Here is a 15,189-nt window from a genome sequence, read left to right as displayed (position 1 = left end):
TCTGTTAGCGCTAATAGTAAAAATAAGCGGTCAACGTTGCGCTTGTATCTTCAGTATACCAATGTCGATATTTGATTTGGCTTCTCAATGCCCAGTTTCGATTAAGCGACCAGTTCCAGCTAGCAGTAATAGCAGCGTCTTGGTCGGCATCGTTATCAATCAAAGCGAGATATTGTCCTTGTAAGCCAAGTCTATGCTGATCTGCCAATTGATATAGCAACCCAGTTTCTATGCCCGCTCCAGGTGTTAGATCGTAGTTGGTTAGCTCACCACCACTAGCCGCGCCTGATAAAAGAGCATAAATGTGCAAGCCGTCCGATTGTCCCCATGCCTTTCCAAAGCCGCCTTGACCGAACCATCGACCTTCCTCTTTTCCATACGCTGGTTTTCTATCAAAGCCAGTTCGAATGTTCCAAGCAAAACTATCAAAGGTACGGTTACTCGGAGCGAGTGCCATAGCATCGATAAAATAGAATCGCTCGAGTCGCGTATTTCCGTTACTGTTAGCGGTAATACTGGTATCGAGGAAACTAATTTTTGCACCGGGTATAAAACCGGATTGTGAGTCCAATAAATCGTGATAGGCAATTCTACTTTCGAGTCCGACTCGAGAGGAGTAGTTTTTGGAGTCCGTGTAATTTAACCCTAGCCGAGCAGAGCCATGTCCTTTTTCTGGCGAAATGCCTGGTTCAGGAACAGGAGTAAAAGGAGACTCTACTTTCAGTTGGCTTCGTTGATACAGCAAGCTCGTGAGTCTTTTCGCAGTAGGATCTCTTTCCCTGCCGCCCTCATATAATTCAAAGTTCAACCATTCATAGGCAAACTCTAATACAGCCGCATTGTCTGATTGGCTAAGTTGGTTATCCACCATATACTTTTGTTCTTTTGCTAGCGCAGCGGCCGAGTATAACTGTTCGTTTATTTCGTTGGATTGGTGAAGTAAACGTGTGCCAAAAGCGGGACGATACTTCGGTTTTGCTAACAAGTTATTTTTTTCCAAAGTAGCCACAGTATCAGAAGGAATTGCATGCAAAGGAAAGTCATCGATTAGGGATAGATCGTCGTTCGCGAGCTCAATCAGAGCAAGTAGCTGATAGGAGCAGTTTTCGTCGAGAAAGTAGTAGTCAAATTCAGCGTGCTGAAGTTCCCATAGGTGCAGTAATATGCGGTTCACTTCTTGGGGATTGAGCTTTAGCTTATATTCCCAAATATCCCTAGATTCAAGGTCGTTGTACTCTCGTACCTTTCTGTAATACGGCATTAGGGTAAAACGACCCGGGTAGCTGCCAATAAGCCCTTTTAATGCGTACAAAGCTGCGTTGTCATCGGTTTCAGGTTCAGCTGCAAAATTAATAGCAAATGCTACAAGTTCTTTGTGGCGGGTTTGATCTTTAGCATCAACTCGAAGTAGAGTGTGCCCAAACATTGAAGATGGATTATTCATGTACGCGGTGGGAAATACCAATGTCATCCCCATTGGGTCGATCACTTGTCGCCATCTTTCTAGTTCAGGGCAATTCAGCTCAGCCACTCGACCTTGTTTTTGCTCTAACCATGTATAGCGCGCAGGGTATCGGCATTTCATCTCAGAAGCCATTTGTTCATCTTGATTGTAGAGCGCTGATATTGTCGCTGCTAGCTCAGCGTTCGGGTTAACTTTGCCTTGCTCTGCTAGAAAGAATTGTTTTGATACCACATTACTTTCGTGGCCTGACAGAAGCTTATTTTGATAATGGCCTAGTTTTAGCCAGTACGGGTCATCATATAGCCGTTCAATACTCACCGGTGTGCTTGTTGATGAATAGGCAAAAGGTACTAACAGCTGGCAGAGCAATAGCGTAACACTTACTTTTTTAAACTTCATAATTATCAAAAAGAGTACGACAGTGAAAGTTGGGCGACGTTTGTAAACTAGAGAGCAAGGCTTTCCTTGCTCTCTGTCGATTTCTAACCGGATGAGGATTATTTGTTCGGCTAGATTTCTGGTGCTATTAGATTGTGTATTGAGACAAAGTATCGTGTTCAGCGAGCAAAGTATTTAGGTTGGTGAAAACTTCACTAGAAGTAACATTTTCCGATTTAAATACTTCAGCAAAATTTTGCTGAGCAAATTGGTTAAATGTCTGTTTATCTTCAGCTTGTACACCCCAAACTTCAGATAAAGTCGCTAAGGTTTCACCGTCACCCTTTGCGATGTCACGGGCTAGGTTGTCTAAATTACCATCAATAAACATTGCTACTTTTTGTGATGAGGTCACCGTACCACTGCCGTCACATCCTAACGTACCGAATGTAATACCAAATGTTTGGTTGCCTGAAGTACCGTTGGTGGTCGCACCGAGAATTTTGGATACTTTACCTTTTTGGCCATCGAACACCATTGTACCTAGTCCACAACCAATATCAGGGTCAGCAAATGCAACATTGGAAACGGGTAGGGCGGCAGATAGGATGACAGTCGCCAAGACTTTTTTCATAATATTTCCTTATATTGATAGTTTAGTTACTAATAAGCCGTAAGAATCTACAACCAAACTACGAATTCCCACCAAGTAACTACTAGTCCGATTCTGACCAATATTCAATTAAGTAGAGTATTTATTTAACTAAAAGTGAGCTGCTGCAAAAAGTATGAAGAGATAACTGACATTTAAAAAATTGCGGATATATTCGACTAAGTTACAGAAGTCGCAAATAAGTACTTGCTAAACTTTGCGTTTCGGCACATATTCAGTGTAAGTAAATTAAATTTAAATGAGTTAAACTAGCGACAGAAATGTTGCCAACCACTTCTAGAAAGTGGGTGTGGAGCCAAACGAAAACGTGGAGATACAAGTTTGATTAGTGTTTTCCTTGTAGATGATCACGAGCTGGTTCGCACAGGGATACGACGTATTATTGAAGACGTCCGTGGAATGAACGTAGCAGAGGAAGCTGAAAGCGGTGAAGAAGCTGTAAAATGGTGTCGTAACAATCATGTAGACGTCATTTTAATGGATATGAATATGCCGGGAATCGGTGGATTGGAAGCCACTAAGAAGATCTTGCGATTTAATCCAGATGTAAAAATCATCGTTTTAACTGTTCATACGGAAAATCCGTTTCCAACTAAAGTGATGCAAGCTGGCGCGGCTGGCTACCTAACGAAAGGTGCAGGACCAGATGAAATGGTCAACGCTATACGTGTGGTACACAGTGGCCAAAGATATATATCACCGGAAATCGCACAGCAAATGGCGTTGAGCCAGTTTAGTGCATCTGGTGAAAATCCGTTCGCAGATTTGTCTGAGCGTGAGCTACAGATAATGATGATGATAACCAAAGGGCAGAAAGTGACGGATATTTCCGAACAGCTTAACTTGAGCCCTAAAACAGTAAACAGTTATCGCTATCGGTTGTTTAATAAACTAGACATCAGTGGTGACGTAGAGCTGACTCACTTGGCCATACGTCATGGAATGCTTGATACAGAATCACTGTAGTGAAACGAAAAAACGTTAGTGAATAAACCTTTCGATTCAGTTTCTTTTTTAAAATCTGTTACCAGTCAGCCAGGCGTGTATCGTATGTATAACGCTGAGGCTGACGTTATTTATGTTGGTAAAGCAAAAGATCTCAAAAAGAGACTTTCTAGCTACTTTCGCAGCAAACTAGATAGTGACAAGACTCGCGCCTTAGTTAGTAACATCAACAAAATCGATGTGACAGTTACCCATACTGAAACTGAAGCTCTGATTCTCGAGCACAATTATATTAAGCAGTATCAACCGAAGTATAATGTGCTACTAAGAGATGATAAGTCCTATCCCTATATTTTTCTTAGCAATCACAAACACCCTCGTCTGTCTTTGCATCGCGGGGCTAAGCGCCGTAAAGGTCAATATTATGGCCCATACCCAGATTCAGGTGCTGTGCGTGAAACTTTGCATTTATTGCAAAAAATCTTTCCAGTTCGTCAATGTGAAGATACAGTTTATAGCAATCGAACTCGCCCCTGTTTAATGTATCAAATTGGTCGATGTGCTGGACCTTGTGCTCCCAACATAGTTGCTGCTGATGAATATCAGGATCTGGTTGAGTTAGTACGACTCTTTCTTCAAGGTAAAGATAGTAAGGTGTTGGAGTCATTGGTTGAGAAAATGGAGCTAGCTAGTACAGAGCTAAAGTTTGAAAATGCTGCGAAGTTCCGTGACCAAATTCAAGCGATTAGGCGCGTTCAGGAGCAACAGTTTGTTTCTGATGATAGCTCTGAAGACATGGATGCACTTGGCTTTGCACAAGAAAATGGCGTTGCTTGCATCCATATCTTGATGATTCGTCAAGGTAAGGTGTTGGGTAGTCGCAGCCATTTTCCTAAAGTCCCTCGTAACACCAGCCGTGAAGAGGTTTTTTACAGCTTTTTGAGTCAGTACTACTTGAGTCATCAAGAAGGCAGAACAATTCCAACCAGAGTGATTTTGAACAAATGGCTTGTAGAAGATGTACTGCCTATCCAGGAAGCGCTTTCGCAGCTTGCTGGCCGAAATGTGCGCTTCCACCTTGATCCTAAAGGAAATCGAGGCCGTTACCTGAAGCTTTCAAACACTAATGCTCTAACGGCAGTAACTAGCAAAATTAACCATCGAATGACTATCTCTCAGCGGGTGAAAGAGCTTCGTAGTACGTTAAACATTGAAACTATTGAGCGAATGGAGTGTTTCGATATTTCCCATACAATGGGAGAAAGCACAATCGCTTCATGCGTTGTATTCAATCATGAAGGCCCGGTGAAGCAAGAGTATCGTCGTTACAACATTTCCGGAATCACAAAGGGTGATGACTATGCGGCGATGGCTCAGGTGCTAGACAGACGTTATTCTAAACAGCTGGAAGTGGACAAGATTCCTGACATCATCTTTATCGATGGGGGAAAAGGGCAACTCAATCGAGCAATTGATGTAATTTCTAAGCACTGGGCTGACTGGCCAAAGCATCCACGCCTAATTGGTATTGCAAAAGGTGTAACCCGAAAACCGGGTTTAGAAACCCTCATTACCCAGTCTGGTGAAGAGTTTAATCTGCCAAGTGATGCGCCTGCTTTACACTTAATTCAACACATTCGAGATGAAAGCCATAACCATGCGATATCAGGACATCGTGCCAAGCGTGCCAAGATCAGAAAAACTAGTTCTTTGGAAGGTATTGAAGGTGTCGGACCGAAAAGACGTCAGGCGCTCTTAAAATACATGGGTGGACTACAAGAGCTTAAAAGGGCGTCTGTTGACGAAATAACCAAAGTGCCGGGAATAAGTCGTTCTTTAGCGGAAAATATATATCAAGCATTGAAACAATAAGCAAAATGCCTCAACATTAACGCGCAATCTATAAGAGCTTAAAAAATATGCGTCTCAATATCCCTAACATTCTATCTTTACTCCGTCTTTTTTTGATCCCAGTTTTTGTTGTCGCTTTTTACTTGCCCTACAGTTGGGGACCATTTTTAGCCGCAATGATCTTCTGGGTAGCAGGCTTCACCGATTGGCTAGATGGAATGTTGGCTCGAAAACTTGGTCAAATGTCCCGATTTGGCGCGTTTATCGATCCAGTAGCGGATAAAGTGCTGGTTGCATCAGCATTAATTCTAATCACTGAGCATTACCACACTATATGGGTTACGATCCCCGCGGTGACGATGATCGCGAGAGAAATTATCATTTCTGCTTTAAGAGAGTGGATGGCTGAGATCGGTAAACGAGCAAGCGTAGCGGTATCTTGGATCGGTAAGTGGAAAACGCTAAGCCAGATGTTTGCGATTTGGGTATTAGTTTGGCGCTATGATGATTGGATGGTATGGCTTGGCTATGCGGCACTATATTTGGCAACAGTGTTGACCTACTGGTCGATGGCCCAATACCTTCTTGCTGCAAAATCTGATTTGCTCAGTGAAGAGCATCAGTAGCTTGGATTTTAATTTCAACTAATAGCAAGTTATTTATCCTATTTAGCAACGAAATTTGCTAGAAAAATGCACAATTTAAATGTTATTGAGCGTAAAGTAGTCAAACGATTCAAAAAATAAAAATTACTGTTGACTCGAAGGTAAGAACCCGTAGAATGCATTTCCGTACTCAAGAGGGACTCACCGGAAAAGGTCAGTCAGAAAGCTCAAAAGTATTGGCGCGTTGGCAGAGTGGCTATGCAGCGGATTGCAAATCCGTGGACCTCGGTTCGACTCCGGGACGCGCCTCCATTCTCACAGAGAATATTGCGACACTAGCTCAGTTGGTAGAGCGCAACCTTGCCAAGGTTGAGGTCACGAGTTCGAACCTCGTGTGTCGCTCCAGATTTACTAATGTAGCGAAAGCTGCATTATAAAGATGGTGTCTAACAAAGTCGTTAGAAGCATCGCAAAGAATTGCGTGCCCTGGTGGTGGAATTGGTAGACACAAGGGATTTAAAATCCCTCGGCGTTCGCGCTGTGCCGGTTCAAGTCCGGCCCGGGGCACCATCTAAAACAAGTTTGCTTAAACGAAGCAAACACATGCGACACTAGCTCAGTTGGTAGAGCGCAACCTTGCCAAGGTTGAGGTCACGAGTTCGAACCTCGTGTGTCGCTCCAAATAAGAAAACCCCCGATCAGAAATGGTCGGGGGTTTTTGCTTCTATCCCTAAACTACCTTCTATGAACATGGCGACTGTTCATTCAAGCGCATTTTAATCTCGTTGTAGTTGATAGATGTTGCCGTTGTCTGTGCTGAAATAAATGCTTTCATCAGCGGCGATTTCTATATCTCTGATTCTTTCCCCAAAGTTTTCAAGCAATCTATTTTCATGGTTGGCCTTGTTGGCGCTGTTAAGACTTACGACATTGATATGTTGTAGCTTCAATGAACCCGCAAGCAACTTATTTTTGAGCTCAGGGTACTTATTGCCTCGGTACAACACAATACTGCTAGGAGCGATAGAGGGAACGTAAATCTTAACGGGCGACTCTACTCCCTCCATTTCCTTAGATGTTCCAACATTGATTGGTCCCCAGTATTCTTGCCCATAGGAAACAATTGGCCAGCCATAGTTGGCTCCAGCTTTAATTAGGTTTATCTCGTCCCCACCGCGCGGACCATGCTCAATAGCCCATAGGTTATTGCTAGGTAAGTCGAAAAATATACCTTGTGGGTTGCGGTGACCAAAGCTCCAGATTTCATCGGATAACTCAGGTCTGGAGCTAGAAGGATTGTTTTTGGCGGCTACACCTGCCGGTGTTAGGCGAAGAATGGCTCCAGAGTGATTTTGAGTGTTCTGCCCATTACTTCGTTCTCCGCGATCACCAACCGTCATAAAAATGTGCTGGCTTGAAAAGGCAATACGGCTACCGAAATGTCTTCCTGAATCAGAATGCGATTCAGTAATTAATAAATCTTGCCAGTTACGTAGTTTATCTTTATCAAGTGAAGCGATAGCGAGTGTTGTAGCTGCACCTTGCTTCGTTGTTTTACTATACGTGATATAAACCTGACCTGTATCGAATGGCGACAGGGCAATATCCATAAGGCCGCCTTGCCCGCCAGCGAAAGTGTCGTCTGGTGCCTCTGCTGCAAGTTTATGCTTTCCGGTTTTGATATCGAGTAATCGAATGTCGCCATTTCTTTCAGTGACAAGCATTTTATTGGGTGACACGAAAGTAATTCCCCAAGGTACTGCAAATCCAGAGGCTATCTTCTTGACGAAATAATGATCTGCACTTGCTGTAAAAGGCAGCAAACTGGCCAGTAGGGCCAGTAAACATTTATACATCAGCAGGTCCTTGCTTTGTAAATGATCCTTCTACAGTATGGTTTCTAGTCACTATTTTCGCCTAATGAAAAGTGTAATTTGTTGTTAGGTACTCAATATTTTAGTGGCCGTTTTCCTGTTGGCTTATTTATGGCTCCATTTTGCTTTTGAAAGCCAGCAGTTGCCCAAGCTAAGATGTATGCATAATAACCGTGGCGCCCACAACAGTATCCAGCGAGCAGAGCGGTAATACATATTGTTGACTCATGGAAGAACTGAGTGTGAGACAATGGAAGGTGAAGCCCAATTGAATAACCAATAAAAGTTTTAAATACAAGGATTAAAATGAGATAGATTGCCATTTCAGGTTCGCGAGGTACTATCATAGACATCTTTACCCTGTTAATTTTCACATCTTTGCTTCGCGCGTGAAAATATCCCGCACCAATGCCCAGAAAAAGTAGAGTGCTAAAAAAAATTATAGAAATAGTCGTTGTGAGCTGGACTGTTGTCAAAGCGAAGTATAATACAACCGCAGGTATAAGAATCAGGCGCCTTATGTTAACCTCTCTAGGTTTCAGGTACTTGAGTACGAAATAAACTACTACTGGAATTGCAATAACTAGCTGCGTAGGAACGTGAATCATAAATGGCCTCATAAGTGCGTTGTAATACGACGAAACTTACAGTAGGCAGGTTATTGGTGCCATGCCACTTAGATGCCATTTAGCCGACAGTGACATGACAGTTATTATTTATCAATGAGATAGAATAGACTTGGCAGAAGTGGAAGTGCGAAATACTGTATCCGAATTTAGTTATTTTTATCTTTACGACTGATATTGAAATGAGTATAGAAAGAAAAGAGTCGCAATTTTTAGCTGAAAATGTAAAACGTCATCGACTAAAGCATGCTTGGACCCAAGAACAACTTGCAGAAATTTGCTCGGTAAATGTTAGAACAGTTCAACGTGTAGAGAAACAAGGCCAAGCAAGTTTAGAAACAAAAAAGGCGCTTGCTGGTGCATTCAATCTGACGGTAGAGAAATTAACAACTGCTGAAAGCTTTGAACAGCCTAAAAGCCAAACTACAAACCAAATTAATGAGCCATATTGGAAAAGTCGAGTTAGGGCTTTCTCAAAAAACGCGTTTACACTAGCACTCGCATTCTCCGGGGTATTTTTAATGAACTATATATTTTATCCCGAAAAAACATGGAACTATCATTGGAGCGCTATATGGGCTGTAGTCATTGTTGTTATCGAAATCCGGGCCTTCTCTTTACGTTGGTTTAGTGGTCGAACCTAAATAGATTGAGTTCTATGTTCATGGGCCCAGTTTAGAGGCCCAATAGGTTTTCAAAGCTCTTTTAACATCCAAACATCGCACTTGTTGTGAATAGTCCCATCAATGGGTTGGGCTAAATGTGTAAAGCCCAAATTTTCGTACAGAGAAATAGCACTTTGCATGTTGGATAGAGTATCTAGATAGCACTTCTTGAATCCTTTAGACTTTGCATATTCTAAGCACTTGATCGTGAGTGCTTTCCCAATACCCAGTCCACGTGCTTGCGGTAAAATGAAAAGCTTTTTTAGCTCACACACCATTTGCTCTGAGTTAAATGGAGCGATTCCACATCCACCAACAACCTCTCCATTATTGATAGCTATCAGATATAGGCTGATCTTCTCGTCGCAATAGTAGTGGCTCATATTGAGAACTTCTTCATCGCCGGGGCCAAAACCTTCACCGACTGCTCCGAATTCTTTCCCGACTTCTCGAATAATATTGCAGATCTCTTGGTCATATTTTGGGGTGATTTCTTGGTATATAACAGTCATGTGGGCCTTATTGGTGTGTGTAAAAAATACATATTTTGTGGAAAATTACTTGGCTAGCGAAGGTTCTTGTATCACAGCGGCGCTATCAGCGTTGCAATGTCGCATAGAAACGTGAGTTAGGCTGGATTTCTATTTGGCTTTGCAGCGCTGTTTCGCTACTATGTACAGCTATTTAATGTAGCCAAAAATACGCAGGGTCAACCCTGCGAATACTGCCGACAGGTAGATGAGGAAATAATGCAACATCTAGAAGAGATTATTGCTAATGCGAGTACTGCTATAGACGCTGCTGACTCGCTTGTCGCACTTGATGAAGTGCGTGTTCAGTATCTAGGTAAAAAAGGTGAGCTAACAGCTCAGCTTCAAAGCCTTGGAAAGTTACCACCAGAAGAACGCCGTAGTGCTGGTCAAGAGATCAACAAAGCGAAAGGCGCAGTACAACAAGCAATTGCTGCTCGTAAAGATGCACTACAGCGTGCAGAGCTTGAAGCAAAACTTGCTGAAGAAACCATCGACGTAACACTTCCTGGTCGTCGCATGGAAAATGGTGGTTTGCACCCAGTGACTCGCACTGTCGAGCGCATTGAGCAGTTTTTTGGTGAGCTTGGCTTTAATGTTGAGTCTGGCCCTGAAATTGAAGATGCTTTCCATAACTTTGATGCGCTAAACATTGCCGAAGATCACCCAGCTCGTACTGATCACGATACTTTCTTCTTCAATCCTGATTTGATGCTGCGTACTCATACTTCTGGTGTTCAGATTCGTACAATGGAAAACGGTAAACCACCTTTCCGTTTCATCGCTCCTGGCCGCGTATATCGAAACGATTACGATCAAACTCATACTCCAATGTTCCACCAAGTGGAAGGTATGTTGGTTGACGAAAATGTAAACTTTGCTCAGCTAAAGGGTATTCTGCATGACTTCCTATGTAACTTCTTTGAAGAAGAAGTAGAAGTACGTTTCCGTCCATCTTACTTCCCATTTACAGAACCTTCTGCTGAAGTTGACGTTAAAGGCAAAAATGGCAAATGGCTAGAAGTCCTAGGTTGTGGAATGGTTCACCCTAATGTACTGAAAGCGGTTGGTATTGATTCAGAAAAATACTCTGGATTTGCATTTGGTATGGGTGTGGAGCGCTTGACCATGTTGCGTTACGGCGTTAACGATTTACGTGCATTCTTTGAGAATGACTTACGTTTCCTAAAACAGTTCAAGTAATCCAGAGGTTTAATCACTATGAAATTCAGCGAATCATGGCTTCGTGAGTGGGTTAACCCATCGGTTACAACTGACGAACTTACTCATCAAATTACAATGGCTGGCCTTGAGGTAGATGATGTTTTACCTGTTGCTGGCTCTTTTACTGGCGTTAAAGTAGGCCAGGTTGTTGAGTGTGCTCAACACCCAGATGCAGACAAACTGCGTGTCACTAAAGTTGATGTTGGCGAAGACGAACTTCTTGATATCGTTTGTGGCGCACCAAACTGTCGTCAAGGCCTAAAAGTTGCGGTTGCAACTGTTGGTGCTGTTCTTCCTGGCGACTTCAAAATCAAGAAAGCCAAATTACGTGGTCAGCCATCTCATGGCATGCTTTGCTCATTCACAGAGCTAGGTATCGATGTTGAGTCTGATGGTATTTTAGAACTGTCTGCTGATGCAGTAGTTGGTACAGATTTTCGTAAACTTCTTGAGCTTGATGATGTAACGGTTGATGTAGACTTAACAGCAAACCGTGCTGATTGTTTTAGCATTCGTGGTTTAGCAAGAGAAGTTGGTGTGTTAAACCGTGCTGACGTTACAGAGCCTGAGGTAACACCTGTTGCACCTGCAATCGACGATACAGTTTCAATAGAAATCAAAGCAACTGATGCGTGCCCAAGATATCTAGGCCGTATTGTTAAGAACGTAAATGTCCAAGCTGAAACACCGCTTTGGATGCAAGAGAAACTGCGTCGCTGTGGTATTCGTTCTATCGATCCTGTTGTTGATATCACCAACTATGTTCTGCTAGAACAAGGTCAACCAATGCATGCATTTGACCTAAGCAAAGTGGAAGGTGGTATTGTTGTACGTATGGCAGAGCAGGGCGAAAAGCTAACTCTTCTTGACGGCAATGAAGCTGAGCTAAACAGCGACACTTTAGTAGTTGCTGATCATAACCAAGCGCTAGCTATTGCTGGAATCTTTGGTGGTGAAGGCTCTGGCGTAAACACTGAAACAAAAGACGTATTGCTAGAATGTGCGTTCTTCTCTCCTGATCATATCCGTGGAAGAGCTCGTAGTTACGGTTTACACACTGAGTCTTCCATGCGTTTTGAGCGTGGTGTTGACTACTCGTTGCAAACTAGCGCAATGGAGCGTGCGACTCAGCTACTAGTTGAAATCTGTGGTGGTGAAGTTGCACCAGTTATTGTTGCAGAGTCTGAAGCTGACCTGCCAAAGCCAAACAGCGTTTCGCTACGTCGTTCAGCTCTAGATAAATTGTTAGGCCATCACATTGCTGATAGCGACGTTGTAGAAATTCTTGAGCGCCTAGGACTTTCTGTTGAAGTAGCGGAAGCGGGTTGGAATGCAGTTGCTCCAACTTGGCGTTTCGATATTGCAATCGAAGAAGATTTGATTGAAGAAGTTGGCCGTATTTATGGCTACAACAATATTCCAAATCAGTCGCCACTTGCTGCACTTAAAATGAATGACCACAAAGAAGCGAATTTGCCACTTAAACGTGTGCGTAACCTATTCGTTGATCGTGGTTATCATGAAGCGATTACGTACAGCTTTGTAGAACCAGAGCAGCAAAAACTGATTGTTCCTGATGTTGAGCCACTTATTCTACCTAACCCTATTTCAGCTGATATGTCTGCAATGCGTTTAGGTTTGATTCAAGGTCTATTGAACACTGTTGTCCACAACCAGAAGCGTCAGCAGCCACGAGTTAGGTTGTTTGAGTTTGGCCTTCGTTTTATTCCTTCTGAGTCTGCTGAAAACGGCATGCGCCAAGAACCAATGCTTGCTGGTGTAATTGCTGGCGCTAGAAACGAAGAGCATTGGGATATTGCGACAAACACAGTAGATTTCTTTGACCTTAAAGGTGACTTAGAAGCGGCACTTGAGCTCACGTCAAACGCATTGGCATTTGGCTTTAAGCCATTAGGTGAACAAGCTGTGAAAAATCCAGCTCTTCACCCGGGTCAATCGGCAATCATTACAGCTGATGGCAAAGATATTGGTGTCATCGGTACAGTGCATCCAGAGCTAGAGCGCAAGCTTGGTCTAAATGGACGTACAATTGTATTTGAGATCGAGTGGAACTCAATTAATACGCGTGTTATCCCAGAGGCAGTGAAAGTATCTAAGTTCCCAGCGAATAGGCGTGATATTGCACTAGTTGTCGATGATGTTGTTAACTCAGCGGATATTGTTGATGCGTGCCTTGAAAGTGGTGGTGAATTGTTAGTAGACGCTAAATTGTTCGACGTTTATGTCGGCAAAGGTGTCGAGGAAGGTAAGAAAAGCCTAGCTATCGCTTTGACATTACAATCTGTTGAGCGCACGTTGGAAGACAGCGACATCAGCAGCTCAGTTGATTCAATCGTTGCTGCAGCCGCAGACAAGTTCGGCGCAACCCTTCGCGACTAATTGATTTTACTATTAAAGCTCTACCATGAAAGTGGTGGGGCTTTTTTTTGTGTTAAATTTCTTATTTGCACAAATCGAGAAGTGTAGTGTGTAATGCTAAAGTTTGCATATAAAATATGTGAATTAATTGTTTAATTTAAGTGTATGATTTTTATGAGTATAAAAATTGACAAAATCTTATCAAACAAGTAATCGCAGTTTATCATTCTATTGTTTATTTTGTTAATAGTTCAATATACTGCAAACATTTAGTGGTCTAGTGGATTATCAGAATAATATCTATTTTTGATTAAATTCTATCTAATTGATTTATCGTGCAAATCTGTAATTGATAAAGAAAAAAGTTGGCGAAAATCATAAGCTTGACTTACACTTTTCAAGGTAAAGCCTATATGTTGTTGATTGGCTAGGCGAAATGCTAAGGCGCAGCCTTTTAGGCAGCAATGTTTAACACAGTTTTGAGGAAAGTTTTATGGCGCTCACAAAGGCCGATTTGGCTGAGAACCTGTTTGAAAAGCTTGGTTACAGTAAACGGGATGCCAAGGAAACGGTTGAAGTGTTCTTTGAAGAAATTCGCAAAGCACTCGAAAGTGGCGAACAGGTAAAACTGTCAGGTTTTGGCAACTTTGATCTTCGCGACAAAAATGAACGACCTGGTCGAAACCCGAAAACCGGTGAAGACATTCCAATTACCGCTCGTCGGGTGGTGACGTTCCGTCCGGGGCAGAAGTTAAAAGCTCGAGTTGAAAATATTAAAGCAAGTTAGAGCTCTGTAAGGATAAGATTCGGCGGTGATACCAATCACCACCGTATTTTATGTGTGCGCTACCTATAACGGTAGCGTTATACGCTATGCCGCTTGAATGTGTGTTGTGATATACGGCTGCCAAGCCTTTTGATAAAGCTCTTTCGAGATCTGTCTAATATTAGCGATCTTTGTTACTTCTAATTCACTAAGTTGTCTGTTTTGTTCAGAAGCTTTACGCTCGATGAGCTGTATTTCTTCGTACAAATCGTGCTCTGGGCCACTTTTTACATCAGCAATAGCCTGAAGGTGAAGCTGAACCTCGGCAATTAAGCCAGATTGCGGGAGTTGAACAAGCAAGTTTAAGTCTCGGTAGCCCGACGCCTGCGGGTTCTTAAAACGGTTCTTCACTTTTACAACATTCGTCTCTCTATTCAGTACTTCATAAACTTCCATTAAGCTTGATACATCATTGGCTACAATTGTGGCTCTTGCTAGATCAGTAATATTTTCTGCTTTGCCTCCAAGCTCATAATTTACTTTGTGCAATGCACGTTGTTTAGATTTGGTTCCGGAAAAAACCGTGTCAGTACCAGTGAGTAGGGCAGCACTTGCACAAATAATTTCTAGTTCTTTTTGGGCTCCGAAAGCATGGTCGTACAACGTATCAAAATCGCTATAAGGTTGAAATACTGAAACATCTTCAGTATTTGGGATGCCGTATAGGCCACTTAAACAATGCTTAAATCTTTCAGAGCAGACAGCGTTCTGTTGTTGCGCAAGTAGGCGAGTTTGATCGCCATTTGATGCAGTAGGAGTTGCCGCGAATGCAGATGTGCGACTTAGCAACAACAGCATAATTGCTGTGGTACGGAAAATAAAATTCATTCACTCTCCCTAATTCGTCGTGTTGAATAAAATGTGACAACAAAAGGTATAAGTTTTCAGCACGAACAGATAAAGAGTTAACAACTATGTAATTGGGTGAGAATATGAGGGTTTCAACCTCTCATGATGCAAGTAATTACAGACCTTGAAAACTGTCACAGTTTACATGCTTGCTTACTTGGCTTTCTCACCCACGAATGAAAGTATATTCGAGCGAGATTAATGGAAAATGAACGGAAGACTGTTGGCATTTAAAAGGTATGTAACAATCTGTTACCCAGAGGTGAGTTCGTGTAATCTATGCATGATAAATAACAATT

The 15,189-nt window shown here is 42.5% G+C and carries 13 protein-coding genes and 4 tRNA genes; 11 read left to right on the top strand and 6 right to left on the bottom strand.

The features are described from left to right. Window positions 1-10: 10 nt before the first annotated feature. Window positions 11-1,864, bottom strand: a complete 1,854-nt coding sequence (locus L7A31_RS12915; protein WP_237362170.1) for an Lnb N-terminal periplasmic domain-containing protein — start codon at window positions 1,862-1,864, stop codon at window positions 11-13. A 127-nt stretch (window positions 1,865-1,991) separates the two neighbouring features. Further along, window positions 1,992-2,477, bottom strand: a complete 486-nt coding sequence (locus L7A31_RS12910; protein ID WP_237362168.1) for a DUF3015 domain-containing protein — start codon at window positions 2,475-2,477, stop codon at window positions 1,992-1,994. Window positions 2,478-2,837: 360 nt separating this feature from the next. Here L7A31_RS12910 and uvrY point away from each other — a divergent pair, with 360 nt between their 5' ends. The 7 genes from uvrY to L7A31_RS12875 all read left to right on the top strand — a co-directional run bounded on the left by uvrY (window position 2,838) and on the right by L7A31_RS12875 (window position 6,598). Beyond that, window positions 2,838-3,482, top strand: a complete 645-nt coding sequence (gene uvrY, locus L7A31_RS12905) for a UvrY/SirA/GacA family response regulator transcription factor (protein ID WP_237362167.1) — start codon at window positions 2,838-2,840, stop codon at window positions 3,480-3,482. Window positions 3,483-3,500: 18 nt separating this feature from the next. Then, entirely contained in the window at window positions 3,501-5,333 is a 1,833-nt protein-coding gene (uvrC, locus tag L7A31_RS12900) for an excinuclease ABC subunit UvrC (RefSeq protein ID WP_237362164.1), read from the top strand. 47 nt (window positions 5,334-5,380) lie between these two features. Next, complete coding sequence (pgsA, locus tag L7A31_RS12895; protein WP_237362162.1) at window positions 5,381-5,938, top strand: CDP-diacylglycerol--glycerol-3-phosphate 3-phosphatidyltransferase; 558 nt, start codon at window positions 5,381-5,383, stop codon at window positions 5,936-5,938. Window positions 5,939-6,155: 217 nt separating this feature from the next. Continuing rightward, window positions 6,156-6,229, top strand: a tRNA-Cys gene (locus tag L7A31_RS12890). Window positions 6,230-6,246: 17 nt separating this feature from the next. Then, a tRNA-Gly gene (locus L7A31_RS12885) sits at window positions 6,247-6,322 on the top strand. 78 nt (window positions 6,323-6,400) lie between these two features. Then, window positions 6,401-6,487, top strand: a tRNA-Leu gene (locus tag L7A31_RS12880). Window positions 6,488-6,522: 35 nt separating this feature from the next. After that, window positions 6,523-6,598: transfer RNA gene (locus tag L7A31_RS12875), tRNA-Gly, on the top strand. Window positions 6,599-6,693: 95 nt separating this feature from the next. On the opposite strand, the gene L7A31_RS12870 is transcribed toward L7A31_RS12875, so the two are convergent. Together L7A31_RS12870 and L7A31_RS12865 are read right to left on the bottom strand one after the other, a co-directional pair. Next, a complete protein-coding gene (locus L7A31_RS12870) occupies window positions 6,694-7,773 on the bottom strand; it encodes a PQQ-dependent sugar dehydrogenase (RefSeq protein WP_237362161.1) in 1,080 nt (359 codons plus the stop codon). Window positions 7,774-7,865: 92 nt separating this feature from the next. Next, entirely contained in the window at window positions 7,866-8,138 is a 273-nt protein-coding gene (locus tag L7A31_RS12865) for a hypothetical protein (protein WP_237362159.1), read from the bottom strand. 461 nt (window positions 8,139-8,599) lie between these two features. On the opposite strand from L7A31_RS12865, the gene L7A31_RS12860 reads away from it, so the two are divergent. Next, complete coding sequence (locus L7A31_RS12860) at window positions 8,600-9,061, top strand: helix-turn-helix domain-containing protein (RefSeq protein WP_237362157.1); 462 nt, start codon at window positions 8,600-8,602, stop codon at window positions 9,059-9,061. Window positions 9,062-9,111: 50 nt separating this feature from the next. Here L7A31_RS12860 and L7A31_RS12855 read toward each other — a convergent pair whose 3' ends face one another. Continuing rightward, the gene (locus tag L7A31_RS12855) at window positions 9,112-9,594 is read right to left on the bottom strand and encodes a GNAT family N-acetyltransferase (RefSeq protein WP_237362156.1); all 483 of its coding nucleotides are present in this window, start codon (window positions 9,592-9,594) and stop codon (window positions 9,112-9,114) included. A gap of 237 nt (window positions 9,595-9,831) precedes the next feature. Here L7A31_RS12855 and pheS point away from each other — a divergent pair, with 237 nt between their 5' ends. The 3 genes from pheS (at window position 9,832) to ihfA (ending at window position 14,002) form a co-directional block, all read left to right on the top strand. Continuing rightward, the gene (pheS, locus tag L7A31_RS12850; RefSeq protein ID WP_237362155.1) at window positions 9,832-10,815 is read left to right on the top strand and encodes a phenylalanine--tRNA ligase subunit alpha; all 984 of its coding nucleotides are present in this window, start codon (window positions 9,832-9,834) and stop codon (window positions 10,813-10,815) included. Window positions 10,816-10,833: 18 nt separating this feature from the next. Further along, entirely contained in the window at window positions 10,834-13,236 is a 2,403-nt protein-coding gene (gene pheT / locus L7A31_RS12845; protein WP_237362154.1) for a phenylalanine--tRNA ligase subunit beta, read from the top strand. Window positions 13,237-13,708: 472 nt separating this feature from the next. Continuing rightward, a complete protein-coding gene (ihfA, locus tag L7A31_RS12840; protein WP_237362153.1) occupies window positions 13,709-14,002 on the top strand; it encodes an integration host factor subunit alpha in 294 nt (97 codons plus the stop codon). A gap of 84 nt (window positions 14,003-14,086) precedes the next feature. On the opposite strand, the gene L7A31_RS12835 is transcribed toward ihfA, so the two are convergent. Next, complete coding sequence (locus L7A31_RS12835; protein WP_237362152.1) at window positions 14,087-14,869, bottom strand: RelA/SpoT-related domain-containing protein; 783 nt, start codon at window positions 14,867-14,869, stop codon at window positions 14,087-14,089. Window positions 14,870-15,189 lie beyond the last annotated feature (320 nt).

It is taken from the genome of Vibrio marisflavi CECT 7928 (assembly GCF_921294215.1).
In the GTDB taxonomy this organism is placed as follows: Bacteria; Pseudomonadota; Gammaproteobacteria; order Enterobacterales; family Vibrionaceae; genus Vibrio; species Vibrio marisflavi.
Note: the sequence above shows the minus strand (reverse complement) of the source record. Positions and strands in the feature narration are given on the sequence as shown.

Bases quoted from the DNA above. Each gene is read 5' to 3' on its own strand.
- ihfA (WP_237362153.1), top strand. From the start codon at position 13,709: ATGGCGCTCACAAAGGCCGATTTGGCTGAGAACCTGTTTGAAAAGCTT.
- pgsA (WP_237362162.1), top strand. From the start codon at position 5,381: ATGCGTCTCAATATCCCTAACATTCTATCTTTACTCCGTCTTTTTTTG.
- L7A31_RS12910 (WP_237362168.1), bottom strand. From the start codon at position 2,477: ATGAAAAAAGTCTTGGCGACTGTCATCCTATCTGCCGCCCTACCCGTT.
- L7A31_RS12865 (WP_237362159.1), bottom strand. From the start codon at position 8,138: ATGATAGTACCTCGCGAACCTGAAATGGCAATCTATCTCATTTTAATC.
- L7A31_RS12915 (WP_237362170.1), bottom strand. From the start codon at position 1,864: ATGAAGTTTAAAAAAGTAAGTGTTACGCTATTGCTCTGCCAGCTGTTA.
- L7A31_RS12870 (WP_237362161.1), bottom strand. From the start codon at position 7,773: ATGTATAAATGTTTACTGGCCCTACTGGCCAGTTTGCTGCCTTTTACA.
- pheT (WP_237362154.1), top strand. From the start codon at position 10,834: ATGAAATTCAGCGAATCATGGCTTCGTGAGTGGGTTAACCCATCGGTT.
- L7A31_RS12860 (WP_237362157.1), top strand. From the start codon at position 8,600: ATGAGTATAGAAAGAAAAGAGTCGCAATTTTTAGCTGAAAATGTAAAA.
- pheS (WP_237362155.1), top strand. From the start codon at position 9,832: ATGCAACATCTAGAAGAGATTATTGCTAATGCGAGTACTGCTATAGAC.
- L7A31_RS12855 (WP_237362156.1), bottom strand. From the start codon at position 9,594: ATGACTGTTATATACCAAGAAATCACCCCAAAATATGACCAAGAGATC.
- L7A31_RS12835 (WP_237362152.1), bottom strand. From the start codon at position 14,869: ATGAATTTTATTTTCCGTACCACAGCAATTATGCTGTTGTTGCTAAGT.